The sequence below is a fragment of the Nostoc sp. S13 genome (assembly GCF_029379315.1).
Classification (GTDB): Bacteria; Cyanobacteriota; Cyanobacteriia; order Cyanobacteriales; family Nostocaceae; genus Nostoc.
In genome coordinates this window covers 40,709-63,807 of record NZ_JAQYWQ010000021.1, presented here as the reverse complement: position 1 = coordinate 63,807, position 23,099 = coordinate 40,709, and the positions used below count along the sequence as shown (strand labels likewise).

23 protein-coding genes and 1 pseudogene are annotated in these 23,099 nt (G+C 44.9%); 19 read left to right on the top strand and 5 right to left on the bottom strand.

What is annotated here, in order from left to right; genetic code table 11:
- The first annotated feature begins 179 nt into the window (after nt 1-179).
- The 12 genes and pseudogenes from PUQ00_RS09845 to PUQ00_RS09790 all read left to right on the top strand — a co-directional run bounded on the left by PUQ00_RS09845 (nt 180) and on the right by PUQ00_RS09790 (nt 12,238).
- On the top strand, nt 180-1,604 hold the full coding sequence (locus PUQ00_RS09845; RefSeq protein WP_300415616.1) for a hypothetical protein: 1,425 nt from the start codon (nt 180-182) through the stop codon (nt 1,602-1,604).
- 469 nt (nt 1,605-2,073) lie between these two features.
- Nucleotides 2,074-2,348, top strand: a pseudogene (locus tag PUQ00_RS09840) (cyclase); the annotation flags it as partial.
- Nucleotides 2,349-2,416: 68 nt separating this feature from the next.
- Nucleotides 2,417-3,622: a zinc-dependent alcohol dehydrogenase gene (locus tag PUQ00_RS09835; protein WP_300415614.1), complete on the top strand. Its 1,206-nt coding sequence runs from the start codon at nt 2,417-2,419 to the stop codon at nt 3,620-3,622.
- Nucleotides 3,623-4,098: 476 nt separating this feature from the next.
- Nucleotides 4,099-4,371 (top strand): hypothetical protein, encoded by a 273-nt coding sequence (locus PUQ00_RS09830; protein ID WP_300415612.1) that lies wholly within the window; start codon nt 4,099-4,101, stop codon nt 4,369-4,371.
- Between the two features lie 429 nt (nt 4,372-4,800).
- Nucleotides 4,801-6,144, top strand: a complete 1,344-nt coding sequence (locus tag PUQ00_RS09825; protein WP_300415610.1) for an adenylosuccinate synthase — start codon at nt 4,801-4,803, stop codon at nt 6,142-6,144.
- Between the two features lie 83 nt (nt 6,145-6,227).
- Nucleotides 6,228-6,827 carry a 50S ribosomal protein L25/general stress protein Ctc gene (locus PUQ00_RS09820; RefSeq protein ID WP_300415608.1) on the top strand — a complete coding sequence of 200 codons (600 nt, stop codon included), beginning with the start codon at nt 6,228-6,230 and terminating at the stop codon, nt 6,825-6,827.
- Nucleotides 6,828-6,908: 81 nt separating this feature from the next.
- A complete protein-coding gene (locus tag PUQ00_RS09815) occupies nt 6,909-8,438 on the top strand; it encodes an AAA family ATPase (protein WP_300415606.1) in 1,530 nt (509 codons plus the stop codon).
- Nucleotides 8,439-8,613: 175 nt separating this feature from the next.
- Nucleotides 8,614-9,120 carry a hypothetical protein gene (locus PUQ00_RS09810; protein ID WP_300415604.1) on the top strand — a complete coding sequence of 169 codons (507 nt, stop codon included), beginning with the start codon at nt 8,614-8,616 and terminating at the stop codon, nt 9,118-9,120.
- 183 nt (nt 9,121-9,303) lie between these two features.
- Nucleotides 9,304-10,848, top strand: coding sequence for a bifunctional phosphoribosylaminoimidazolecarboxamide formyltransferase/IMP cyclohydrolase (gene purH / locus PUQ00_RS09805; RefSeq protein ID WP_300415602.1), 1,545 nt, complete (start codon nt 9,304-9,306; stop codon nt 10,846-10,848).
- A 602-nt stretch (nt 10,849-11,450) separates the two neighbouring features.
- Complete coding sequence (locus PUQ00_RS09800) at nt 11,451-11,636, top strand: hypothetical protein (protein ID WP_300415600.1); 186 nt, start codon at nt 11,451-11,453, stop codon at nt 11,634-11,636.
- Nucleotides 11,637-11,809: 173 nt separating this feature from the next.
- Complete coding sequence (locus PUQ00_RS09795; RefSeq protein WP_300415598.1) at nt 11,810-11,938, top strand: hypothetical protein; 129 nt, start codon at nt 11,810-11,812, stop codon at nt 11,936-11,938.
- Between the two features lie 45 nt (nt 11,939-11,983).
- A complete protein-coding gene (locus PUQ00_RS09790; protein ID WP_300415596.1) occupies nt 11,984-12,238 on the top strand; it encodes a ferredoxin-thioredoxin reductase variable chain in 255 nt (84 codons plus the stop codon).
- A 5-nt stretch (nt 12,239-12,243) separates the two neighbouring features.
- On the opposite strand, the gene PUQ00_RS09785 is transcribed toward PUQ00_RS09790, so the two are convergent.
- Nucleotides 12,244-12,465, bottom strand: a complete 222-nt coding sequence (locus tag PUQ00_RS09785; RefSeq protein ID WP_300415594.1) for a hypothetical protein — start codon at nt 12,463-12,465, stop codon at nt 12,244-12,246.
- Between the two features lie 347 nt (nt 12,466-12,812).
- Complete coding sequence (locus PUQ00_RS09780) at nt 12,813-13,604, bottom strand: YdcF family protein (protein WP_300415592.1); 792 nt, start codon at nt 13,602-13,604, stop codon at nt 12,813-12,815.
- 720 nt (nt 13,605-14,324) lie between these two features.
- Here PUQ00_RS09780 and PUQ00_RS09775 point away from each other — a divergent pair.
- The 3 genes from PUQ00_RS09775 to coaBC all read left to right on the top strand — a co-directional run bounded on the left by PUQ00_RS09775 (nt 14,325) and on the right by coaBC (nt 16,640).
- Nucleotides 14,325-14,945: an alpha/beta hydrolase gene (locus tag PUQ00_RS09775; RefSeq protein WP_300415623.1), complete on the top strand. Its 621-nt coding sequence runs from the start codon at nt 14,325-14,327 to the stop codon at nt 14,943-14,945.
- A gap of 154 nt (nt 14,946-15,099) precedes the next feature.
- Nucleotides 15,100-15,312 (top strand): DUF2555 domain-containing protein, encoded by a 213-nt coding sequence (locus tag PUQ00_RS09770; RefSeq protein WP_300415591.1) that lies wholly within the window; start codon nt 15,100-15,102, stop codon nt 15,310-15,312.
- Nucleotides 15,313-15,404: 92 nt separating this feature from the next.
- Complete coding sequence (gene coaBC / locus PUQ00_RS09765) at nt 15,405-16,640, top strand: bifunctional phosphopantothenoylcysteine decarboxylase/phosphopantothenate--cysteine ligase CoaBC (RefSeq protein WP_300415589.1); 1,236 nt, start codon at nt 15,405-15,407, stop codon at nt 16,638-16,640.
- A 92-nt stretch (nt 16,641-16,732) separates the two neighbouring features.
- Here coaBC and PUQ00_RS09760 read toward each other — a convergent pair whose 3' ends face one another.
- The 3 genes from PUQ00_RS09760 to PUQ00_RS09750 all read right to left on the bottom strand — a co-directional run bounded on the left by PUQ00_RS09760 (nt 16,733) and on the right by PUQ00_RS09750 (nt 18,391).
- Nucleotides 16,733-17,173, bottom strand: coding sequence for an SgcJ/EcaC family oxidoreductase (locus tag PUQ00_RS09760; protein ID WP_300415587.1), 441 nt, complete (start codon nt 17,171-17,173; stop codon nt 16,733-16,735).
- Between the two features lie 236 nt (nt 17,174-17,409).
- Complete coding sequence (locus tag PUQ00_RS09755) at nt 17,410-18,033, bottom strand: NAD(P)H-binding protein (RefSeq protein WP_300415585.1); 624 nt, start codon at nt 18,031-18,033, stop codon at nt 17,410-17,412.
- A 58-nt stretch (nt 18,034-18,091) separates the two neighbouring features.
- Nucleotides 18,092-18,391: a muconolactone Delta-isomerase family protein gene (locus PUQ00_RS09750; protein ID WP_300415583.1), complete on the bottom strand. Its 300-nt coding sequence runs from the start codon at nt 18,389-18,391 to the stop codon at nt 18,092-18,094.
- Between the two features lie 162 nt (nt 18,392-18,553).
- Here PUQ00_RS09750 and PUQ00_RS09745 point away from each other — a divergent pair, with 162 nt between their 5' ends.
- The 4 genes from PUQ00_RS09745 (at nt 18,554) to PUQ00_RS09730 (ending at nt 22,708) form a co-directional block, all read left to right on the top strand.
- Complete coding sequence (locus tag PUQ00_RS09745; RefSeq protein ID WP_300415581.1) at nt 18,554-18,940, top strand: helix-turn-helix domain-containing protein; 387 nt, start codon at nt 18,554-18,556, stop codon at nt 18,938-18,940.
- A gap of 539 nt (nt 18,941-19,479) precedes the next feature.
- The gene (locus PUQ00_RS09740; RefSeq protein WP_300415579.1) at nt 19,480-19,836 is read left to right on the top strand and encodes a hypothetical protein; all 357 of its coding nucleotides are present in this window, start codon (nt 19,480-19,482) and stop codon (nt 19,834-19,836) included.
- A gap of 103 nt (nt 19,837-19,939) precedes the next feature.
- Nucleotides 19,940-20,962: a spore photoproduct lyase family protein gene (locus PUQ00_RS09735; RefSeq protein ID WP_300415621.1), complete on the top strand. Its 1,023-nt coding sequence runs from the start codon at nt 19,940-19,942 to the stop codon at nt 20,960-20,962.
- A gap of 264 nt (nt 20,963-21,226) precedes the next feature.
- Nucleotides 21,227-22,708, top strand: coding sequence for a site-2 protease family protein (locus tag PUQ00_RS09730; protein WP_300415577.1), 1,482 nt, complete (start codon nt 21,227-21,229; stop codon nt 22,706-22,708).
- Nucleotides 22,709-23,099: the final 391 nt, after the last annotated feature.

Genomic DNA, 23,099 nt, shown 5'->3' with positions numbered 1-23,099 from the left:
TTTGACTTTGCCACTCTTCAGATGTACGGAGCTTGTTCAAAACTCAAATAGGATTCCTATAGTAGTTGCTTGATTAGTGCATAAGTGAAACTGATGCCCATCTATCAACACATAAGTCTTAAATTTTATCCGCTGAAAATGGACTACTAATTTTTCTGCCTAAGCGTGAGGATATCTCTATGAAAACGCGACTTCGCACCAAACCTAAAGATTTCTTGAAAGAAACATCGACTTTCTCAAGCACTCCTAGTGGGGGAATCTTCGAATCACGTCCGTTTGTACCGAGCAATACTAGGAAACAAACACCAGGTTTATCAACCGCTTCAACGTCAAGTATGTTCGATTCGCGCCCGTTTGTAGTGCAGTCGCAAACTGCAGAGAATGTACAGCAACCAGATATAAAGACATCTCTAATACGTGCAGAACAATACGGTCATGATCTCGGTCGGATACCCCCCAAGGATGTTTCAATCACGACACAAGTACAACCAAAGATGGCAAAAGGGCAGTCACAGGAGTCAGATCAGGCTTCTTCGTCACAGGTCATTCAGGCAGCACCCAATTTAAAGTCTCTTAGCTCTGTTTTCAAAGAGCTTCCGTTAAGACTAAAAAGAAAACGTAATCCAGATGAACAGATTGCAAGCTCGAATAAACGAGCTAAAACAGATCCTTCTCCGGATCCGAACCAACAAAGGTGGGTCGTTGACCAACACGAAACAGTCCGACGTATCAATCCACATCGGCAAGTAGCCGAATATATGAGAGGGAGCCAAAGAACTGCCGAGACTATGACTTTGCCTTCTCTGGGCGAAAAACGAGAAAAAGGCTATCTGCAAACAAGCATTAGCACGCAAAGAGATATTTTAGCTGCGGGAGCTCGCCATGTGCGGCGGAATTCAGGCGAATTTCAGAAGCAGCAATTGGTTGATGGAGCAGGAAACGAGATTGGAAAGGTCTACCCCGCTATATTTGGTGGGAAACGACCGGATGATGCAGCTAGGAATCCTGGTGGCAAGACACCCGTGTCAAACCTGAGGAGCGGCCAAAGTAAAGCGAATAAAACAGATTATGGGAAAAAAGATGACAACAACATTTACGGGACGAAGCATTATAAAAGTCAATCAGACGAATTCAGGTTGAGGCGAGGATCTGTATCGATTTCAGAAATGAATCGGGCTATGGGGGCTGGTGCTGGGCAGCTTTTAGCAGAATCTAGCGGATTTACTCAATCTGTTTCACGGGATGAGGCTTATGGAACAAAAAATAAGCCCGGCAGGATCCCGGCAACCTACAAAGGATCCCAAAAGGACATCATCAATACAGAGTCCGCAGCCCTAAAGTCTGCCGATGAAAAAATGCTGGACACACCTTTTGGACAACAGATTGATTTTCAGCTTAATTTTGAACGAAATCAACGAAAACAACCATTAACACGAAGGGCTAGTAACCCAGAGATTTTTGCTTCTAGTAAACAGCAACAAGAGGAAACAGAAAGAGCCTTGCTGTCTACCGGTTTCAGTAAAGAGGATGTGCGGCGAACACGGAGGGGATCTCTGCAAAATATACCTGAATACCTTAGGGAAAATGGTATACAAAGTTTATAGCTTACTAAGAAGGTAAACACACAACTAGACCTAATACGCAATCAGCCCTTCAACAGAGATCGGCGATCGCTTACAAACACCCTTACGCTAGAGGTGATTAATCAAGCGTCTTCCTAAGATGAAATAGGATTGTTAAAAGATAAATGTCATGACCCAGGCTCAACTGCACCAATGAAATCCACAGATGCAGCAGTGTATTCAAGCTTGCCTAGATTGTCATAGTAACTGTTTGAACAACATTACCTATTGCCTTCAGGGCAACCAACTAACCTAACGTGACACATGAATTCTTTGGCATGAGAGCCGTCCTAAAAACCCACTGTCGTGCCCCATTAGCAGATGGGCAGATTGCGATCATGTCGGGTTAGGAAAATGGCAAAGCTTATAACTGTCGTTAGCACAGCCCAATCATACCTAAGCGATCCAGCGACGGGGCGTTGGCGCAGCCTCTGAAAACGAGAATCGCAGAGACATTGTTGAAGATTGAAAAAACGAATTGATTAGTTGGACTTCAGTTGAAGCACCAGATATTGCCAACTCTAGTTCTGTGCACTTCCAGCCAGCACTCAACGATCGCGCGACTGAGGTCAAAGTCATCAGGGAATACAATCTACCGGGTGCTTCGCCAAAGAGTTTGGCGAAGCACCCGAACAGCAGCTAAAAGATGATTTACGCCGTTTCAAAATGCTGATGGAAACGGGTGAGATTGCGACAACCGAAGGTCAACCAAAGGAGAAAGAATAAATATTCAAACCAACTCAGTACATAGATTTCACATTTCACGAACAACTTAACTTTAGGAGACTCAAGCAATGAAAGCAGTTTGTTGGCAGGGTACAAACAAGGTAGAGGTTGAAACCGTACCCGATCCCAAAATCATTAATCCGCGTGATGCGATCGTGAAAATCACGTCAACGGCGATCTGCGGTTCTGATTTACACCTGTACAATGGCTACAACCCCACGATGAAACCGGGCGACATCTTGGGACATGAATTCATGGGAGAAATCGTTGAGCTAGGCAGTGCTTTTAAAAATGGAAATATCCATAACAAAGGCAAAGCCCTTGCCATTGGCGATCGCGTCGTTGTCCCCTTTACGATTTCCTGCGGCTCGTGTTTCTTCTGCAATCGCGATTTATGGTCGCTGTGCGATAACTCCAACCCCAACGCTTGGCTCGCGGAAAAAATTATGGGTCATTCCCCATCAGGTCTTTTCGGCTACTCCCATTTGACCGGGGGCTACGCTGGAGGTCAAGCGGAATATGCTCGTGTTCCCTTTGCCGATGTCGGGTTATTCAAGATTCCCGATGGACTTGCAGATGAACAAGTCCTGTTTTTCACTGATATTTTCCCTACTGGTTATATGGCAGCAGAAAATTGTGACATCCAACCAGGAGATACGGTTGCGATTTGGGGTTGCGGCCCAGTTGGGCAGTTTGCGATCAGAAGTGCCTTAATGCTGGGTGCTGGGCGCGTGATTGCCATTGATCGCGTTCCCGAACGGCTCCAGATGGCTTCATCCGGCGGAGCAGAAGTTTTGAACTATGAAGAAATTGAGGTGGGTGAAGCCCTCAAAGAAATGACTGGGGGGCTGGGCCCCGATTCGGTGATGGATGCGGTAGGAATGGAAGCTCACGGCATGGGTTTGGAAGGCTTCTATGACAAGGCGAAGCAAGCAGTACGAATGGAAACCGATCGACCCAATGTATTGCGTCAAGCGATCGTTGCCTGTCGTAAAGGCGGCACGGTGTCGGTTCCCGGTGTTTACACAGGTTTTGTAGACAAAATGCCGATGGGTGCTTTCATGAACAAAGGCTTAACCATGAAAACAGGACAAACGCACGTACATCGGTATTTGCAGACGCTACTCGATCACGTTCAAAACGGGGATATTGACCCCTCGTTTGTAATCACCCACACTCTGCCGCTAGAGCAGGCTCCGCACGGCTACGAAATCTTCAAAGACAAGAAAGACAACTGCATCAAAGTCGTCCTCAAGCCGGGTCAGACTGCTTGAAACCCAGGCTCTACAAACACTGTGATCAACGGTAGTACTTATTTGCCGTTGATCACAGCAGTGTAGCCAGAGGAATATATCAGGGGGAGGAGGGATTAACCTTTAGGCGATCATTGCAGTTAAATCACCATTACTGTCTTCCTCACGCTTTCTCGTGTCGGCGTCCCTTGCGCGTCTGGTAGAGAGCGTCATTACGAATTATTTTGATTTGCATTCATCGGGAAACGGGCAAGGGCAGTGCCCAGAGAGACTTAACTGGGGTTGAGGTGATGGGCTTGGTGTGAGTATGCCTTTTAATATAGTCATATATGAATATGCTTTACCACTCTCATATATGCAATTAGATGCTTGAAAAGAGATTTGCCTAAATGTTCTAATGTTATTAAATAATTTGCAATTAGATGCCAGTCTATTCTCAATAGACCATCGGTAATTTTTGTAAGTTAATAATTCTTAGCTAAATGGTAATTTCAAATATGGAAAATACATTAATTGATAAAACGTTTCGTGATAGCGATGGCAAAATTGTTTTAGCTCAGATGCCAAACCTACCACTTATTGTTTGGATAGTAACCAGTATACTTGCTCAAATTTTTACAACTGGCAAAATTAATACAGTATTAGACCTACTAGCAAATGGCTCCTTGTTCACTTGGGCGTGGCTGGAACTATTTCAAGGCGTTAATTATTTTCGCAGAGCGTTAGGTCTGTCGGTATTAATTGGTTTTATCGTATTAAAAATTCAGTAGTTATAGCCGACTAAGAAAGCGATCGCTAATTGGCATTGAGCCGCGATCGCTACCAGTGGTCAAGTTGTTTTTCTTGCCAAGATTTAAGAACTCGTGCCTCGGAGTCGCCGCAGTGATCACGAGTTTGTCTGGTCAAGATGAGTGTCATGCTCCTTGAAAGCGAAACTCTCTTACCTCATTAATAGTGAGCTGATTAGACTCTGCTAGCTAGCCTCCATTAGGTATTTAAAAGTCTCCGACTCATAACGAGACAACCTCTAAGAGGCTTTTCTAGACTGGCTTTTACCTTAAGTTGACACCTATGCACAACTAGCTGTGTATCCGTACTGAATTGAAAACAGCTAGATTATTCTACAATCAGCTTGACATGATTAAAGCAATATGTTAAACATTATAGTTTGTGGAAACTTTACTTCTTAAAATAAGCTCTTGGCTAACGTCATTGTCATAGGTGCCCAATGGGGCGATGAAGGAAAAGGTAAAATAACTGACTTACTCAGCCGTTCGGCAGATGTTGTGGTTCGTTACCAAGGGGGTGTCAATGCTGGACACACAATTGTAGTCAAAGGTCAGACCTTTAAGCTGCACTTGATTCCCTCTGGGATTTTGTATCCAAATACCGATTGCATTATCGGCTGTGGAACAGTCATCGATCCACAGATTTTGATCGCAGAACTCGACCAACTAAAAGAATTAAATATTTCCACTGACCACCTGCTGATATCTCAGACAGCCCACGTAACGATGCCTTATCATCGATTGATTGACCAGGCATCTGAAGAACGACGGGGAAGCCATAAGATCGGCACAACAGGTCGGGGCATTGGGCCGACTTATGCAGACAAATCTGAACGTATAGGGATTCGGGTTTTAGACTTGATGGACCCCGATGGGCTACGTGAGCAGTTGGAGTGGACGATCAATTATAAAAACGTCATTTTAGAAAAGCTTTACAACTTGCCGCCTCTAAATGCACAAGAGGTGATTGAACAGTATTTGGGGTATGCAGAACGCTTGCGGCCTTACGTTGTTGATACATCGTACAAAATATCCGATGCGATTGGGCGACGGCGCAATATTTTGTTTGAAGGGGCACAAGGTACGCTCCTTGACCTAGATCACGGAACTTATCCCTATGTCACCTCCTCTAACCCTGTGGCGGGGGGGGCTTGCGTTGGTACAGGGGTAGGGCCGACAATGATTGACCGGGTAATTGGGGTGTCGAAAGCCTATACGACGCGGGTGGGAGAGGGGCCATTTCCCACAGAATTGGATGGAGAGTTGGGAGAATTGTTGTGCGATCGCGGTGCCGAATTTGGCACAACCACCGGCCGCAAACGGCGTTGCGGCTGGTTTGATGCCGTCATCGGTCGCTATGCCGTGCGGATTAACGGCATGGATTGTATGGCGCTCACCAAACTGGATGTTCTTGATGAATTAGAGTCAATCCAAGTTTGTGTCGCTTATGACATAGATGGCGATCGCAGCGAACACTTCCCCACCAGTTCCCGTAAATTTGCCAGATGTCGCCCCATCTACAAAACCTTACCAGGATGGCAAGTGTCAACAACTGAGTGCCGCACCCTAGAAGACTTGCCACAGCAAGCACTGGACTATCTAAAATTCTTAGCCGAATTGATGGAAGTTCCGATCGCCATCGTCTCACTAGGAGCAAGCCGCGATCAAACCATAATTGTAGAAGACCCCATCCACGGCCCGAAACGTGCTTTATTGCACCCCGACGGCACACCTGCAACCCTACTCAGTGCGTAAATTAGTCATTAGTCATTGGTCATTAGCAAATGACTAATGACTAATGACAACTGACAACTGACAAATGACAAAGGACAACTTCTATGGCTATTACAGTCGAATCTCAAAAACGTCCAGAAGGCAGCAAGCCTAGAGCTTTGCGCCGTTCTGGACTAATACCTGCCAATTTGTATGGTCATAAAGGTACAGAGTCAATTTCTTTGACCATTGAAGCCAAAACTGTTGAGCGCTTGCTCAAAAGGGCTTCAGTCAACAATACATTGATTGAGTTAAACATTACTGATGTACCTTGGCGCGGCAAAACCCTGCTGCGGGAACTTCAGATCCATCCAGCAAAAGGTACGCCTTACCACCTCAGCTTTTTTGCGGTTGCAGGCCACGGCGACACCACTGTAGAAGTTCGGTTCCGTTTTGTGGGAACTTCTATTGGTGTTAAACAAGATGGTGGTGTATTAGACACTGTAGTCACTGAATTGCAAGTAAGTTGTGCGCCAGAAAACATCCCAGATGTAATTGAAATCGATGTCACTAACCTGCAAATGGGAGACAGCTTGAGTATTGGTGATATAGTTTTTCCTGAAGGTGTAACACCTCTAGCTGAATCAGAGCGACTTGTTGTCAGCGTTTTGCCACCGCAAATCAGCGTTGAAGATGTTGAGACTGAAACTGAAACAGCTTCTTAAGCCAGGTAAACTGTGTAATAATTCTTGATGATGCCAGGGGGAAACTCCTGGTTTTTTGTATTTGAACCGCAGAGGCCAGAGATGACAGAAGTGACTCTTCCAGCTTTAATTCAGCAAATGTTGCAGCCGGGATTTTATCCCCATCCGGTAACAGAACCCATTCAACTAATTCAAACCCACATTTCTTATGTGCTGTTAACTGGGGATTATGCCTATAAGCTGAAAAAACCTGTGAATTTTGGCTTTTTGGACTTTTCCACCTTGGAGAAGCGGCAGCATTTTTGTCAGGAAGAGTTGCGGTTAAATCAACGGGGTGCTGGTGAACTGTATTTAGAAGTTTTGCCCATAACTCAGGTAGGGGAGCAATATCAGTTAGGGGGAACGGTTGAGGTTGTAGAATACCTGCTGAAGATGCGCCAGTTTCCTCAAGAGTCACTATTAAGTACACTTTTTGAACAGGGCAACTTAAATGAGACACACCTAGAAGAGTTGGGACGGGTAGTGGCTCAATATCATGCTGAATCACAGACGAATGATTATATTCGCAGTTTTGGTGAAATCCCAAAAGTTCGGGCTGCAATTGACGAGAATTATCAGCAAACTGACAAGTATATTGGTGGCCCCCAGACTCAGGCACAATTTACAGAAACAAAGCAATATACAGATAAGTTTTTTGCCGAGCGTCCAGAATTATTCGCTAGCAGAATTCACAACCAGTATATTCGTGAATGTCACGGGGATTTACACCTGAGAAATATTGCGTTGTGGCACGATAAAATTCTGCTGTTCGATTGCATTGAGTTTAATGAGCCGTTTCGCTTTGTCGATGTGATGTACGATGTGGCGTTTACGGTGATGGACTTGGAAGCGCGGCAGCGCCAAGACTTGGGTAATGCTTTTTTGAATGCCTATGTAGAGCAAACTGGAGACTGGGAAGGCTTACAGGTGCTGCCTTTGTATTTAAGTCGTCAGGCTTATGTCCGGGCAAAGGTAACTTCATTTTTGCTCGACGATCCGAATGTAGCCGCGACAGTTAAAGAAGAAGCGACAAAAACCGCCTCTGAGTATTACAAACAGGCTTGGGACTACACAAAACCAAAGCTGGGAGAACTAATTTTGATGTCAGGGTTGTCGGGTTCTGGTAAAAGTACCACAGCACGGTATTTAGCCCGTCAACTGGGAGCAATTCACCTTCGTTCGGATGCAGTGCGGAAACACTTAGAGCGAATTCCCCTGTGGGAAAAGGGTGGCGATGATTTGTATACACCAGAGATGACCGAGAAAACTTACACACGGCTGTTGGAATTGGGAATTATCCTGGCTAAACAAGGATTTTCGGTAATTTTGGATGCCAAGTATGATCGACAGCAGTTACGGCAAGAAGCGATCGCTCAAGCTACAAAGCACCAACTTCCTATTCAGATTATCCAATGCACAGCACCCCTTGAAGTTTTAAAAGAGCGTTTGAACAATCGCACTGGTGATATTGCTGATGCCACCGCCGATTTATTAGCCTCACAACTCAAGCAAGCTGAACCTTTCACTGAAGAAGAACAAGCCTATGTAAAGATTTGGGATACAACTCAACCACAACAGGCACAATTAAAATAATTCGTAATTCGTAATGACGCTCTCTACGAGAGGCTACGCGAAAGCGAACGTAATTCGTAATTGAATCAAAAATTATGAATTACTGTCTTCGTAGCGTTAGCGAGTCCGCGTCCCTCGCGCGTCTGGTAGAAAGCGTCGTTAGTAATTAGTTAATTAATAGGCTTTTTTTTACCCTATGGCGGACAAAAAGAACGACTTTTTCAGTATTTCTCCTAGCTTCTTTTCTCAACTGTTATTTGGGGCATTTTTAACATTTATATTAATAATGACCGGCTCCGCACCAGCCCTAAGCATCTTCTTAGGAATCATGGGGGGTTTCATCTTAAGCTGGATCACAAATGTAACGAGTAATAGCGCCCAAGCACCAACTGTCGCCTCCTCTGATGGTGTCGATACAGGACTGAAATACTGGTTATTTTTCATGCTTGGTTTTGTATATTTAGGGTATCCAGCACCCATGAGTATCTTGCTAGGTGGAATAGGCGCTTTCGCTGGAGGCTGGATTACTGCTTGGTGGGGAAGTAAGGAAGAAACTAGAACTCAGTTGCAAGTTAAAGAGTCAGAAGAGGGCGAAGTTGAAGAACCCAACGAGAGGATTAACAAACGGCAAACAAGAAGAACCGCCCGCCGTTACCGTCGTACTCCTGGAAGTAGTTTCAATTTCAGGTTTTGGGAAAAGTAATAATTGGGATATTACCTCTTTCTACAATCATTTGTCAAAGGAGTTAGGAAAAACCTGTCCACCTCCTTTTGTTACCACGCCACTACCGGATATCAGAATGATTCTTAAAGGTCTTGAAGTGAACCAAGGCTTATGTAAAACTTGAGATCCTTCGCTTCCAGCCTACTTTTAAGGAATTGATTAATGGCGCGTCTAGCCCTGCTGAGTGTATCTAACAAAACTGGTTTAATTGACCTAGCCCGTAGCTTGGTTGAAGAATTTAACTTTGATTTAATCAGCAGTGGGGGAACAGCCCAAGCCCTCAAAGATGCGGGACTCCCTGTTACCAAAGTTGCAGATTATACAGGTTCTCCAGAAATTTTAGGTGGTCGAGTCAAAACTCTACATCCGCGAATTCATGGCGGAATTTTGGCCCGGCGAGATGTTCCCGAAGATATTACAGATTTAGAAAATAACCAAATTCGCCCGATTGATTTAGTGGTGGTGAATCTATATCCTTTTGAAGAAACTATTGCTAAACCAGGGGTGACATTATCCCAAGCTGTTGAACAAATTGATATCGGTGGCCCTGCTATGCTACGAGCATCATCGAAAAACTTCGCCCATTTGGCTGTATTATGCGATCCAGCACACTATGACGAGTATTTGCAGGAGTTGCGGCAAAATAACGGCGAAGCATCCCTAGAATTTCGCCAAAAGGCGGCATTAAAAGGATTTTCACATACTGCTAGTTATGATCAAGCGATAGCGCAAGCGCTGACTTCTCACTTCGCATCTTATCTCGCAGGAACAGAACATTACAACCTTAGCGGTACACAATTGCAATCTCTGCGTTACGGGGAGAATCCCCATCAACCCGCCGCCTGGTATCAAACTGGTATTACCCCAACGGGATGGACAGCCGCTACAAAACTGCAAGGCAAAGAACTTAGTTACAATAACTTAGTTGATTTAGAAGCCGCACGTCGAATTATTGCTGAATTCACTGATACCCCAGCAGCAACGATTATCAAACATACAAATCCCTGTGGTACGGCACTGGGAAGCAGTATTTTTGAAGCGTATCAAAAAGCTTTTAACGCTGATTCTGTTTCTGCCTTTGGTGGAATTGTCGCACTCAACCGCCCGATTGATGCGGCTACAGCTAGGGAGTTAACTAAAACATTTTTAGAATGTGTGGTTGCACCAAGTTGTGATACAGAAGCTCAAGAAATCCTGGACAAAAAATCCAACGTGCGAGTTTTGACTCTACCAGATTTGAGCAGTGGCCCTAAGGATACAGTGAAAGCGATCGCAGGTGGTTTCCTCCTCCAAGCTAGCGATGACGTGATTGCTGATACCAGTCAATGGCAAATAGTCACCGAACGTCAACCCACCCCTAGCGAATTAGCCGAATTGCTGTTTGCTTGGAAAATTTGCAAACACGTTAAATCCAATGCCATTGTTGTGACGAGTGATCGCACTACACTAGGAGTGGGTGCTGGTCAAATGAACCGCGTCGGCTCAGTTAAAATTGCCCTAGAACAAGCTGGAGAAAAAGCCAAAGGGGCAATTCTCGCCAGCGATGGATTTTTCCCCTTTGATGATTCAGTCAGAACAGCCGCAACAGCAGGAATTACAGCCATTGTCCAACCAGGGGGAAGTTTGCGCGATAAAGATTCAATCAAAGCTGCTAACGAACTGGGTTTGGTGATGGTCTTAACTGGTGTCCGTCATTTTTTACACTAAACTTTGATTGTAAGGTGTGCAGTTTTGAAAGTGTCACTCAATATATTAGCCCTTTGATAGAAGCGGTGATATTATAGATTCGTGTGTGAGGAGCAAGTTAAAAATAAAGAGCGCCTGGGGTGGAAACACGGCAACACTCCCAAGCGCTTTTTAATTTGTCAGAAATTGGATTGCTTGTGCAGTTTTGAAAGTTAAATCAATATATTTGCCCTTTGATACAAGTAGTGATATTGTTTATTTGTGTGAGGAGCAAGTTGAGAATAAGAAATGCCTGGGGTGGAAACACGGCAACACTCCCAGGTGTTTTTTAATTTGTATATAGAAATATAAAAATTACACTGAATCCCCAGAAGTTACTACTCTTCCTGGGTGTTCTCTTCATCCTCCCGGATGTTAAGGTATGGCGCTGCAAAAACCTCTGCACATCCCTAGTACCGTAAGGCGGAAGTCAAAAGTCACTTGTACTGAGCGTAGTTGTTGGCGCAGCCTCTCGTAGAGAAGTAAAAGTCACTTGTATTACGGAATAGGCTTTTTAGGGTTTTTAAATGGTTGCTCTATTTACGCCGTGTTGTACTAGTATAAAACAATAGTCTTTTAAATTTATGGTTAATCTTCTGATCCAATTGGCCAAGAACGAACTGACCAAGGAATTGATTGATTACCATGACTCACTCAAAGCTAACGTCAGCGAACAGGGCGAAAAGCTGCTAGGTGGTAGGCATATCCAAGGCAAGCTCATGAGTAAGCTGGTAAACCTTGTGTTTGCTGAATTGTGTAAAATTTCTTGACTTAAACTTTCAGTTACCCTGAAGATAAAAGGGTTAATTAAAAGTATTCCAAAAAGTTGACGCGGCAAAATACTTAAAAAAGTACGCACGGATTACTAAGACGTGCGGCAGTTGCTATAACTCTTGGAACCCTTTCCGGGTGACGCTCCTTCTCTGCAAGACGCTAGACGAACGTGCCTAACGCTGCGCTAACGCCAGTCGCCTACAGCGCTGGATTTACCGCAACACGCTCCCTTGCCTGGACGGTAGAGGGTCAAATGCGCCGTCTTACCCCGAAAAAGGGTCAAGAAATAGCTGATTAAATCAAATGTTGGGCGGTTTAATCATATATTTTGTAGCAGATACTTATGGAAAAGCAAATGCTAGGTGTAAATGTTGTTATGAAAGTTGGCGATCGCATCCGCGTTAAAGATTCGGTAGTAGTGTATCATCATCCTGAACATCGGAATCAGCCTTTTGACATCAAAGGCGTAGAAGGCGATGTAGTAGGTATTGCCACCCAATGGCAAGGCAGACCGGTAAGCGCTAATCTGCCGATTGTAGTCCAGTTTAGTAAAAAGTTTAAAGCCCATTTACGTGAAAACGAGTTAGAAGTCATCTAAATGACTCATCTGCGGCGAAACCACTGGAAAATATTCAGTTCGCCGCGCATTCTTTTAAGCTCTTGGCGGTGCTGTTCTGCTGTTGTATAATACCATTCACAATAACGCTGAAACTCTGACCGTGACCGAACTTCGTGGTAAAACTGGTGGGTTGTTTGGTAAGCGCCAAAAGCTTCCTCAACTTGGGGTTGAGGGGATGGCATAATATAAGGTAAATTTTTAGACATAAAGTTAAGAGTGGGGAGTGGGGAGTGGGGAGTGAGGAGTTTGAAGTTTGGAGTTTAACAAATTCGATGGGTTTAAGTCCCCGGCTTCTAACAAGCCGCAAGTATGTAAGTCTGGTTCTAAATCCTCCGTTACAAAACTTAATTACGAATTACGAATTATTTTAAAGTCCGAGAGGCTTTGAAACCCCCTTTCACCGTGAGGGAAGGGAGTCCCACTGTGTTAGGTTTGGGAGCCTTTGATGCTAGCAAAAATACTTTTCAAACATCCTCTAAAGTTGGGAATTTAGGCACTTACTACATTTTATAATTAATAACTCATAACTTCTAACTCATAACTCCTAACTTCATTAAACCCAACCGCGTAAGCGATAAACTAAAAAACCAATGTACTCTTTTAAAGCGCTAGTAAATTGGTGCAAGTTGTCGGTATCAGGTAATAAATTCAGTATAGCGGCTTTAGGACTGCTACCGAGTTCTTGCAACTCACCCTCACTCACAAGAAAGTCAGTGGGTGTAGGAATGGCATTGATTCCTTGACGCTGGAAAACCTGAAGCGATCGCGGCATGTGCATTGCCGAAGTGACTAATAATACCTGAATAATACCACGATCTGACAAAATTTTTCGGACATTTACCGCATTTTGATAAGTATTCAGAGATTCAGGTTCCTGAACAATCGCCTCAGATGGAATACCAATAGATGTAAGTATTGTTGCCATATCTGCCGACTCTGGTGAACCACCTCCACGCCAATCAATGCGACCCCCGCTCAGAATGATTATAGGCGCTCTTTTTTGGCGATACAATTGTGCGGCATAAATCACGCGATCGCCTGATTCACTCAATTCTACAGTAGGTCTTGGGGGAAAAGCTGATTTAGTTGCGCCACCTAAAACCACAATTGCTTCTGCAACTGGTATTTGGGCGGGTGGAAGATATTGCCATTCTAATGATCGCACTAATGATTTAGCAATCCAAGCGTTACTACAAAATAGCAATAAAGTTAAGGCAAAAGCAATTGCGATCGCCGCAGTGCGCGGTCGTTTCCACAATGTCACTAATGCTACTACCAAGCTTACGCAGGCTAGTCCTAGTGGATAAAAAAATAGTGGCAGTAATTTAGATAGATATAGAAACATACCGGGGAGTAGGGAGTAGGGAGTGGGGACTAGAACACCGATTCAGTAATCAAAAACTTAACCTCCCAGCCCCCTTCCCTTGTAGGCTATCCATGAGTCACATCTTTCTTAATATTTCTATAAAGTGGTTTTTTGGACGGGATCGGATTTTTATTAATGGTGGCACATAAAGAGGAGCCAGCGCCGTGGGCGGGTTTCCCGACTTGAGGCGACTGGCGTTCCCATTCGTCGGCTTCTAAAACAGTGTTGCATTTAAATCTGGCTTTAAGAGGATGTTTTAAAAGTCCTCTTGTCACTAGCAAAACGTTCTAGATCCCTCTAAATCCACGCCAGGTGCTTCAAGTCGGCAGAGCCGACGCCAGGTGCTTCAAGTCGGCAGAGCCGCCCAACGCACTGGCTCCCCAACGCACTGGCTCCCCAACGTAGTGGCTCCCCTTAAAAAGGGGGACTTTGATCAGGTTCCCCCCCTTAAAAAGGGGGGCTAGGGGGGATCAATAAATGCCTAAATCACAGCCGACCACTTTTAAAACATCCTTTAAGATAAAGTCTTGTTGGCGGATGATGATTTCAGCACTATATCGGTGTGATTCGTATTTCTGTTTTCGATAAATTCCCTTGACGACAATCGCATTCTTTGAGCAAGCTGCAAATGCCGCTAAATACTAAGTCTGCTTAAAGAGATAGGATCTATTAGAAGAATAGAATTTTAGGAGTAAACCTCTGTCCTTACAAGCTATTACCGTTAAGAGAGCAACTTCTCAAGCCCCGGCAGGCTTAATTGTCACTTTGCATGGTTGGGGCGCTAATGCTGAGGATGTAGCATCTTTGTTACCTTTGATCAACTTACCCGATTACGAGTTTGTATTGCCTAATGCACCTTTTCCTTATCCCTATTCCCCTGTAGGGATGGCATGGTATGACCTGCGGGTGGAGAATATGTATCAAGGGTTGGCAGAAAGTCGGCAACTGCTAACAGATTTTTTGGAATCTTTAGAAAGTAGCACTGGCATACCTTTATCACGTACCATTTTAAGTGGATTTTCTCAAGGGGGAGCAATGACTTTAGATGTCGGCTCAAAATTGCCCCTAGCAGGTTTAGTTGTCATGAGTGGGTATTTACATCCAGACGCAATAAGAGCAGGTAAAAGCGGAATTCCGCCGACTTTAATCACCCACGGTAGATATGATGAAGTTGTGCCCGTGCAAGCCGCTTGGAAGGCACGAGAAACTCTAAAGTCTCTAGGAGTGGCTGTAGAATACCACGAATTTGATATGGGGCATGAAATAGATCCACAAACGTTAGAGGTGCTACGGAATTTCGTTGTAAATACAATTGGCTAGTCAGCATTACAAATTTTTTATAAATTCTGGTAGAAATTCTGACAATTTTTACGAAATTAATGACTTCTAATGAGTAATATATATTGGGTGGCTGCGTTCAGCGCAACTTAACCCATGCTGAAGGCGAGTGCTGCATAAGGGAGGGGCGAGCATTATGACAACTCTAAGCATTTCCAAGAAAGAAATTGCTGCCATGACTGTGGCAGAAGTAGAAGACCTGGCTACACGTCTGGAGCTAGATAATTATAGCAATGCTTTTGAGGGCTTAAATGATTGGCATCTATTGCGAGCGATCGCATTTCAGCGTCCAGAGTTAGTTGAACCCTATATCTACCTCTTAGACTTGGAACCCTATGATGAAGCGTAACGATTTTGGATTTTAGATTTTAGATTGGGCCAACTGGCTAGAATCAGAGATTATCAGGGTTAATGTATCACTTGGTTGCTCCGAAACTTCTAATGCCATTACCACTTAATCCCAAATCCCAAATCCCAAATCCCAAATTGACCAGGGTTTTAATTGGTGTAGGTGGCGGTATCGCCGCCTACAAAATTTGTGCATTGGTTTCGACGCTGTTTAAAACTGGCGTAGAAGTCCGAGTCGTTCTCACCCGTTCAGCGCAAGAATTTATCACGCCTCTGACAATAGCCACTCTATCCCGTCATCCCGCCTACACAGATGATGATTTCTGGCAGCCAACTCACTCTCGTCCGTTGCACATTGAATTGGGTGAATGGGCAGATGTCATGGTAATTGCCCCCTTGACGGCTAATACATTAGCAAAGTTAGCCTACGGGATGGCTGATAATTTACTCACAAATACCGTGCTGGCTTCTACTTGTCCCGTGCTGTTAGCACCCGCAATGAATACGGATATGTGGCAACAGCTATCAGTGCAGCGAAATTGGCAACAGCTATTGATCGATAGCCGATATCATGGAATGAGTACAGCATCGGGTTTATTAGCGTGCGATCGCATTGGTGCTGGTAGATTAGCAGAACCTCCAGAAATTTTGGCTCACATCCAATCGTTGTTACACACTCAAGGCAAACGAGATTTAGTAGGTAAACGAGTGTTAATTAGTGCTGGGGGAACGCGAGAGTATCTTGACCCAGTGAGGTTTATTGGTAATCCTTCCACAGGTAAAATGGGATTAGCTTTAGCGCAAGCCGCACTTCACCGAGGGGCAAGTATCACCCTGGTACATGGGCCAGCTAATTGGGATGTACCATTAGGAGTGCAAGCAATTCCCGTCGTTAGTGCCGACCAAATGCAGCACGTCATGGTGGAATGTTTAGCCAACGCTGATGTAATTGTCATGTCAGCAGCCGTGGCAGATGTGAAGCCACGAGATTATAGTACAGAGAAATTGCCCAAGCGATCGCTCCCCCAAGCTTTACCTTTGGAACCTGTAGCGGATATAGTCGCCCAATTAGCACAACTTAAACAGCCGCATCAGATATTAATCGGTTTCGCTGCACAAACTGGTGATATTGTCAAGCCAGCATTAGAAAAGTTACATAATAAAAAACTCGATGCTATTGTTGCCAATCCCATCGATCAACCTGATAGTGGTTTTGGTAGCGATAATAATCAAGCGATATTTTTAGATAGTCAAGGAAATCAGGTAGAAATTGCACCTTGTTCTAAATTAGAAATGGCCCATCAATTATTTGATTTTGTCATCACTTGATAAATCTGCCTCAAGTTTAGGGATGTGCCTGTTCCTGCCTAATTCATCTCGTCATTTACCAACGCCGCTTAAAGCAAACTTTTTGTTACGCTTCAGTCAGGAATTGGCACAGTCCCTGTGTTGTGAAAAGCGGTAATCTGCCAGGTCTTCTCCTTGCAGGTTGTTACGGCTGTCAAGACACCTGTATCTTGTATTCGATATACTCCATCAGGACTCTTGTGTCCAGTGGTTTCCCAAGTGGTATGTAGGACTGCCACATTCGGGGTGAGGAATTTGATTTGAGTGTCAGTAATAGTCATCTGGCTATCGCTTAAGAACGACGCGAACGCCTGCGCGTGTGTTTGTTTGATCTCGGTTCGCCCTTTAAACCAACGACCTATGACATCTACGAAATCGGCATCCTCGACAAACAACTTCGCCAAAAGCTCCGCGTCTTTAGCGTTCCACGCCTCGGCAAACGCGGCAATCACTGCTTTGATTGCCGCTTCATCCTTTGCACTAGTTTCTGTTGTAGACATAATGATTGTTCTCACTAATGATTTGTATTCAAGAACTACCGCTTAGGAGCGTAGCACCTTGAGTGCCACCTGGGGAAATAGCCTTGTAACACTAGCGAACTGTACCAAAATCGTCGCCATCGGCTCTAGTTAAAGGGCATTACGAAGGGTTATGTTGCCTCAACTCTTTAATATTCCATTTGTTTGTCTAGGACTGTCCTGGATACTCAACGAACACGCTGCCAACCCCAGAGAGCGTGGCCAAAGAGTTCTTAGCTATTTGCGATAGTAACGGCTTGATGGAGGTATTCGTTATTGTCAAGCTGGGCAAGCATGAAGGAAGCCAGGTCGGCACGTGTAATCTTATGAGCCTTCTCGCCCGTATCGGCATCGAAGACTCGAACGTTCCCCTTGGCGGGGTCGTCGGTAAGGAGGGCTGGGCGAAGAATCACCCAGTCCAGACCGCTCGATTCGACAGCGGACTCCATTGCCGCTTTGTCCTTGTCCGCGCCGCGCAAAAAGGTCGAAACAAGTAAGCGCTCATAAAAGGTAGTATTCGCCTCACTATCCCCTTCGCCAATCATGGAAGTTACCACCAGACGGCGCACACTGTTTCGCTGCATGGAAGCAATGATTGTGTTGGCGGCACTCGATTCGAGGGTAGTTGCCTTGTAAGGCGTTTTGCCACCAATTGTGTCAAGAACAGCATCTTGACCGAGGACTGCTGCGTCGATATCGACACTATTGGTGGCATCACCTTCGATGACGCCAACGTCGGAGACTTCATACTCGTCAGCTTTGCGAACGAAGGCCGTGACCTGGTGTCCAGCGGCCACAGCCTGCTCGACTACAGCTCTACCGGTCTTGCCGGCAGCTCCTATGACTAAGACTTTCATGTTTTAACTCTCCTATGCAACACTTAGGGGTTTTCCGGTCGTAGAAATGCGGCTTTGATTAGGACTTCTTCGAGAATGCCGCATGGGGCGCGAGCGGCAGGATCTGGTAGTCGGCGTAGTCGGCCTTAATGAGTGGGAAGCTGTCGATCATCTCCTGAAGGTGCTCCGGCGACTCCGCCTCGAACAGGATAACCCCGCCGCGGGTTTTAGTGTCCAGCGCCCACACTTGACGGGCGCCTCCCCCCGCGTAAAGAACTCGCACTTGCGCCTGTTCCTTGAGTTCTGTCTCTGCGAAGTCAGACGGCACGCCATCGATCTCGAACTTCTTGTTGGGCGTGAAGATAACAAGATATTGCATATGTCACCTCTATTTAGCTTGTTTGGTTGTGAAACCTATGCCCAATCCGCATATTGAAGAGGAATCTGCACGGTTCCTTTTCATAACTTGGTTCATTCTGTACTAAAATAAAGCAAAATGGAAGACGGCACTTTTTTCTGCCTAAGGCACAGGAAGGTAACCATGAGCCGAATCCCAAAATTTTTTAATGACGAAGATTGTCCCGTTCGAGAGATTCTCGACCACGTCGGCGATAAGTGGACGTCCCTGATTCTATCGAACCTTGTGGGCGGGAGCTTACGATTTAGCGAGATCAAACGAAGGTTGCCGGGGATCAGTCAGCGGATGCTGACAGAGACGCTGCGCGGTCTTGAACGGAATGGCATCTTACTTCGGACCGTCTACCCCAGCATTCCACCCAAGGTCGAATATTCGCTTACGCCGCTTGGAAAGTCGCTCGTTCCGCTCGTTCAAGCGCTTGTGCTTTGGTCGCTGGAACATCGCTCAGAAATACATGATGCACGTTCTACCTACGACGCAGAAGTATCGGCTCAATCATTCGCAGAGTGATGAAAGAGCGTTAGTATAGTTTTGCGTAAAAGCGTAGCATTTTTAATGCATCCCGATGCATTGGCATTGTAATAAGACGCATTAACAATGCGGCCGATGCATTGCCATTGTAAGGTATTGTCCAAATTTAATTCGCTACGAATTAATAAAATGCTGTACTTAATAAGCAAAGTTAGGACTCTAAGGACTTCCAAATAAATATCCCATCCCTGCGGGACACTACATGAACGCTTTTAAGGCAGGGGGGCAGGGAGCTCTTAGCAGTTCTTGAGAGAAAGTCGTTTTGATGGGCGTGAAATTGGATAATTTATTTCTTGGAGTTCTCCTAACCTAAAACTTGGGTTTATTGAGCTTGGTGAAACCGCAGAACAAGCCCAAAAGCTGGTAGAAATAGTCTGACTGACATAAACATATCAAACAGGAATTGGCAAAGGAAACTACTACTGTAAATTGGGTATAACCCGTATGGTCTATGGCTTTAAGGTCACTTATCTATATTTTACAATATAAGCAAGACTTAAAAATCACGCTTCAATTATATGAAAATCCTCTCATCAGAACTAGTCCATTTGGGATTTGGCAAATATGTGCGTTCTGACCAAGTAACAGCAGTTATACCAATAGAAGAGGAGCGAGGGCCAGGGCGACGAACCTTTGTTCACATTCAAGGGCAAGGTGATCCAATTATCGCCTCTCGTGCTGAAGATACCATCGTGCGCGATTTAGTACAGGAGCCACGCGAGGTTACGCAAGCCCGTCAGCAGCAGGAAATTCTTCAAGATTTATTGGTAAATTTAGGTAATGTTAATTCGACTGTGCGACGAATTAGCCGTGATGAAGGTACTTTGGATCTTGATTTGTTAGAGCGCCGAATTAAGCAAGTCCTTGAAAATTAATTCCAAAAATCAGCAAACTAAATAACGGAGAACGATATTGCTGAATACAATTACAGACCAGGTTTCAGTATCAGATACACAAACAAGATCGCCAAGGTTGTGGATACCTGAACGGGTACTGTTTACACCTGCTGCCCTAGATGAGGTTTGGGGGCAGCAGATTCTTGAACGCGTGCAGTCACTCAACTTATCAATAGAAGAATTATCACAGAACCGCCTGAAAGGTCTGCGCGGTGAGTCTGAGCGGGATACTTACAACATCGCCAAGCATACCTTAGCGGTGGTTACTGCACCACCCAGTTCTTTTAAACTCAGTCCCATCCCACCTTCTGCCGATTGGCAGTTTCACATTGCTGAGGGTTGTCCTGCTCACTGTCAATACTGCTACTTAGCTGGTAGCTTGTCGAGACCACCTGTCATCCGCGTTTTTGCCAATTTACCGCAGATACTACAAAATTTAGCTAACTACGAGCAACAGGGGGAAACCACGACTTTTGAAGTTAGCTGTTATACTGACCCATTGGGTATTGAGCATTTAACTGGAAGTCTTGCTGAATGTATCCGTTACTTTGGTACTCGTACCAACGCACATCTACGTTGGGTATCAAAGTTTGATGCTGTGGATGGATTACTCGATTTACCACACAATGGGCATACTCGGTGTCGGATGAGCGTTAATGCCGCACCGATTTCTGGTAAGTTTGAAGGTGGCACAGCATCCGTAGCATCCAGACTTAATGCATTGCGACGGTTGGCGCTACCACAAGAGCGTGGCGGTGGCGGTTATCCAGTCGGCTTGGTGATCGCGCCAATTATGCCGATAGACGATTGGCAGATGCACTATAGTTGTTTGTTTGACCAGATAAACGAGGCACTGGATTTTGACTGTAACCTTACCTTTGAACTCATCTCGCATCGGTTCACACCTGGGTCAAAAGAAGTGTTACAAACTTGGTATCCGCAATCAAAATTAGAGATGGATGAGGCAAAACGCAGTGTCAAGCGTAATAAGTTTGGTGGGATGAAGTACGTTTACGATAAGGACACAATGAAGGCGTTGCGTAGCTTTTTTGAGAGTGAGATTACTAGACGCTTTCCAAACGCTGAAATTTTTTATTGGACTTAGAAGAAATGTCTCGTTCCCAGTCTCTGACTGGGAATGCGTATTGGAAGCTCCGCCTCAAGTCAGACATTAAGTCAAGGGTGATCAAGCTAGGTTTTTAGGACTTGTGTGTACACCGTAGCTACAGGCGGGGTGAGGTTCTTTTATGATGGGCACTACGTACAAAGTGGGATAATTTGGGCAGATTACAGGCGGCGTTATACATTAATAAGTGTATCTGCAATACCGGACTTGTTCTGGCTTAGTCTCAATAGCAAAGGTTTGGAGATGTTTACTTTATCAGAAACTTCTATCCTGGCGGCAATCCTACTAGTAGCTTTAGGCATTTTGGGCTGGGGCTTTTATCGCGCCAGACCTTTTGGTAAGCTGGGAATCTTAGCCTGGTTACAGTCGGTGGTGTTGATGACTCCCTGGCTGCTGTTTTTTGGATTGTTTGCCGCAGGGATTTACATCAATATAGCGGGTATATTGTTCTTAGTGGTGACTTCCGCCGGATTGTACGTCTACTTGGGCAGACAGTTACGCGCAGATGGGCAAGATGCCATCCTCAAGCAACGCGCAACAGAAAGACTCGCGGCTGATGCCTCACTTGAAGCAAATTCCTCACAAGTAGCAGTCGCAGAACTGAAACCGGAGATTCCGCCAATACCAGAAGACGACTTAAATGCAGTTAAAGGTATTTTCGGTATCGATACATTTTTTGCCACAGAAACGATCGCCTATCAAGATGGAGCCATTTTCAAAGGCAATCTGCGGGGAGAACCAGAAGAGGTTCACAACCGTCTAACTGCAAGTTTACAGCAACGACTAGGTGATCAATATCGCCTGTTTTTAGTGGAAAACACAGATGACAGACCAGTGGTGATTGTCCTGCCCAGTCGCAATGATCCCCGTCCGATGTTGTTATCGCAAAAAGTCTTTGCAGGTATTCTGTTGATCGGAACTATTGCCACAAGTTTAGAAGCTGCGGGCTTATTGCTAAATTTTGATTTCTTCGGCAATCCAGGGCGATTCAGAGAAGCTTTGCCCATAGGCGTTGGGATACTTACGATTTTACTAGCTCACGAAATTGGCCATTGGATACTTGCCCGGCGTCACCAAATTCGCCTTAGCTGGCCTTTCTTTCTGCCTGCTGTGCAAATTGGCTCCTTTGGTGCAATTACCCGCTTTGAGTCTTTGTTGCCCAACCGCAAGGTATTATTTGATATTGCCTTGGCAGGCCCAGCCGCAGGTGGTATTGTCTCTTTGTTAATGCTGGTGACGGGCTTGCTACTTTCCCACCCAGGTAGTTTATTTCAATTGCCAAATCAGTTTTTCCAAGGGTCGATTTTGGTGGGAAGTTTGGCGCGAGTTGTCCTTGGTTCGGCGTTGCAATCATCCCTGGTAAGTGTTCATCCGTTAGTGGTGATTGGTTGGTTGGGTTTAGTTATCACAGCTTTAAACTTAATGCCCGCAGGACAACTAGATGGTGGGCGCATTGTCCAGGCGATTTATGGACGCAAAACCGCAGGACGGGCAACGATCGCAACTTTAATTTTACTGGCGTTAGTGTCTCTCGGTAATACTCTTGCCATGTACTGGGCGATCGTGATTTTCTTCTTGCAACGGGATCAAGAACGCCCCAGCTTGAATGAAGTTACTGAACCTGATGATGCTAGAGCTGCTTTGGGGCTTTTGGCTCTATTCTTGATGATTACCACGCTTTTACCCCTAACTCCGGGCTTGGCTGGGCGTTTGGGAATAGGATAGTGCTGAGTTAGGAGTACAGACGCGATTAATCGCGTCTGTACAGGAGTTAGGAGTGAAGCACATACGATACTTAGAAAAGTTAAACCCGATTCGTAATTATAGTAATCAATTTATTTACCTTTCTCTAAGATTATTAGTTTTTAGTATTATTTCTCTAAGTTTCCTTCTTGCTGGGTGTAAGAATAGAATATATAAACAGTGTAGTTAAATGCCCTACTAACACAATACAAGTATTACCAATTTAACTAACTCTGAAATTAAAAAATACAGGTATTCTCCAATACTAAGCTTTTTTCCTAAAAAAGCTTAGTATCTTTCAAGACAAATTCTTAAGTTATTGTCAGTGAACCTTTACTGTAATTAAGTGATGTGTTCACCGACAGCTTGCTAG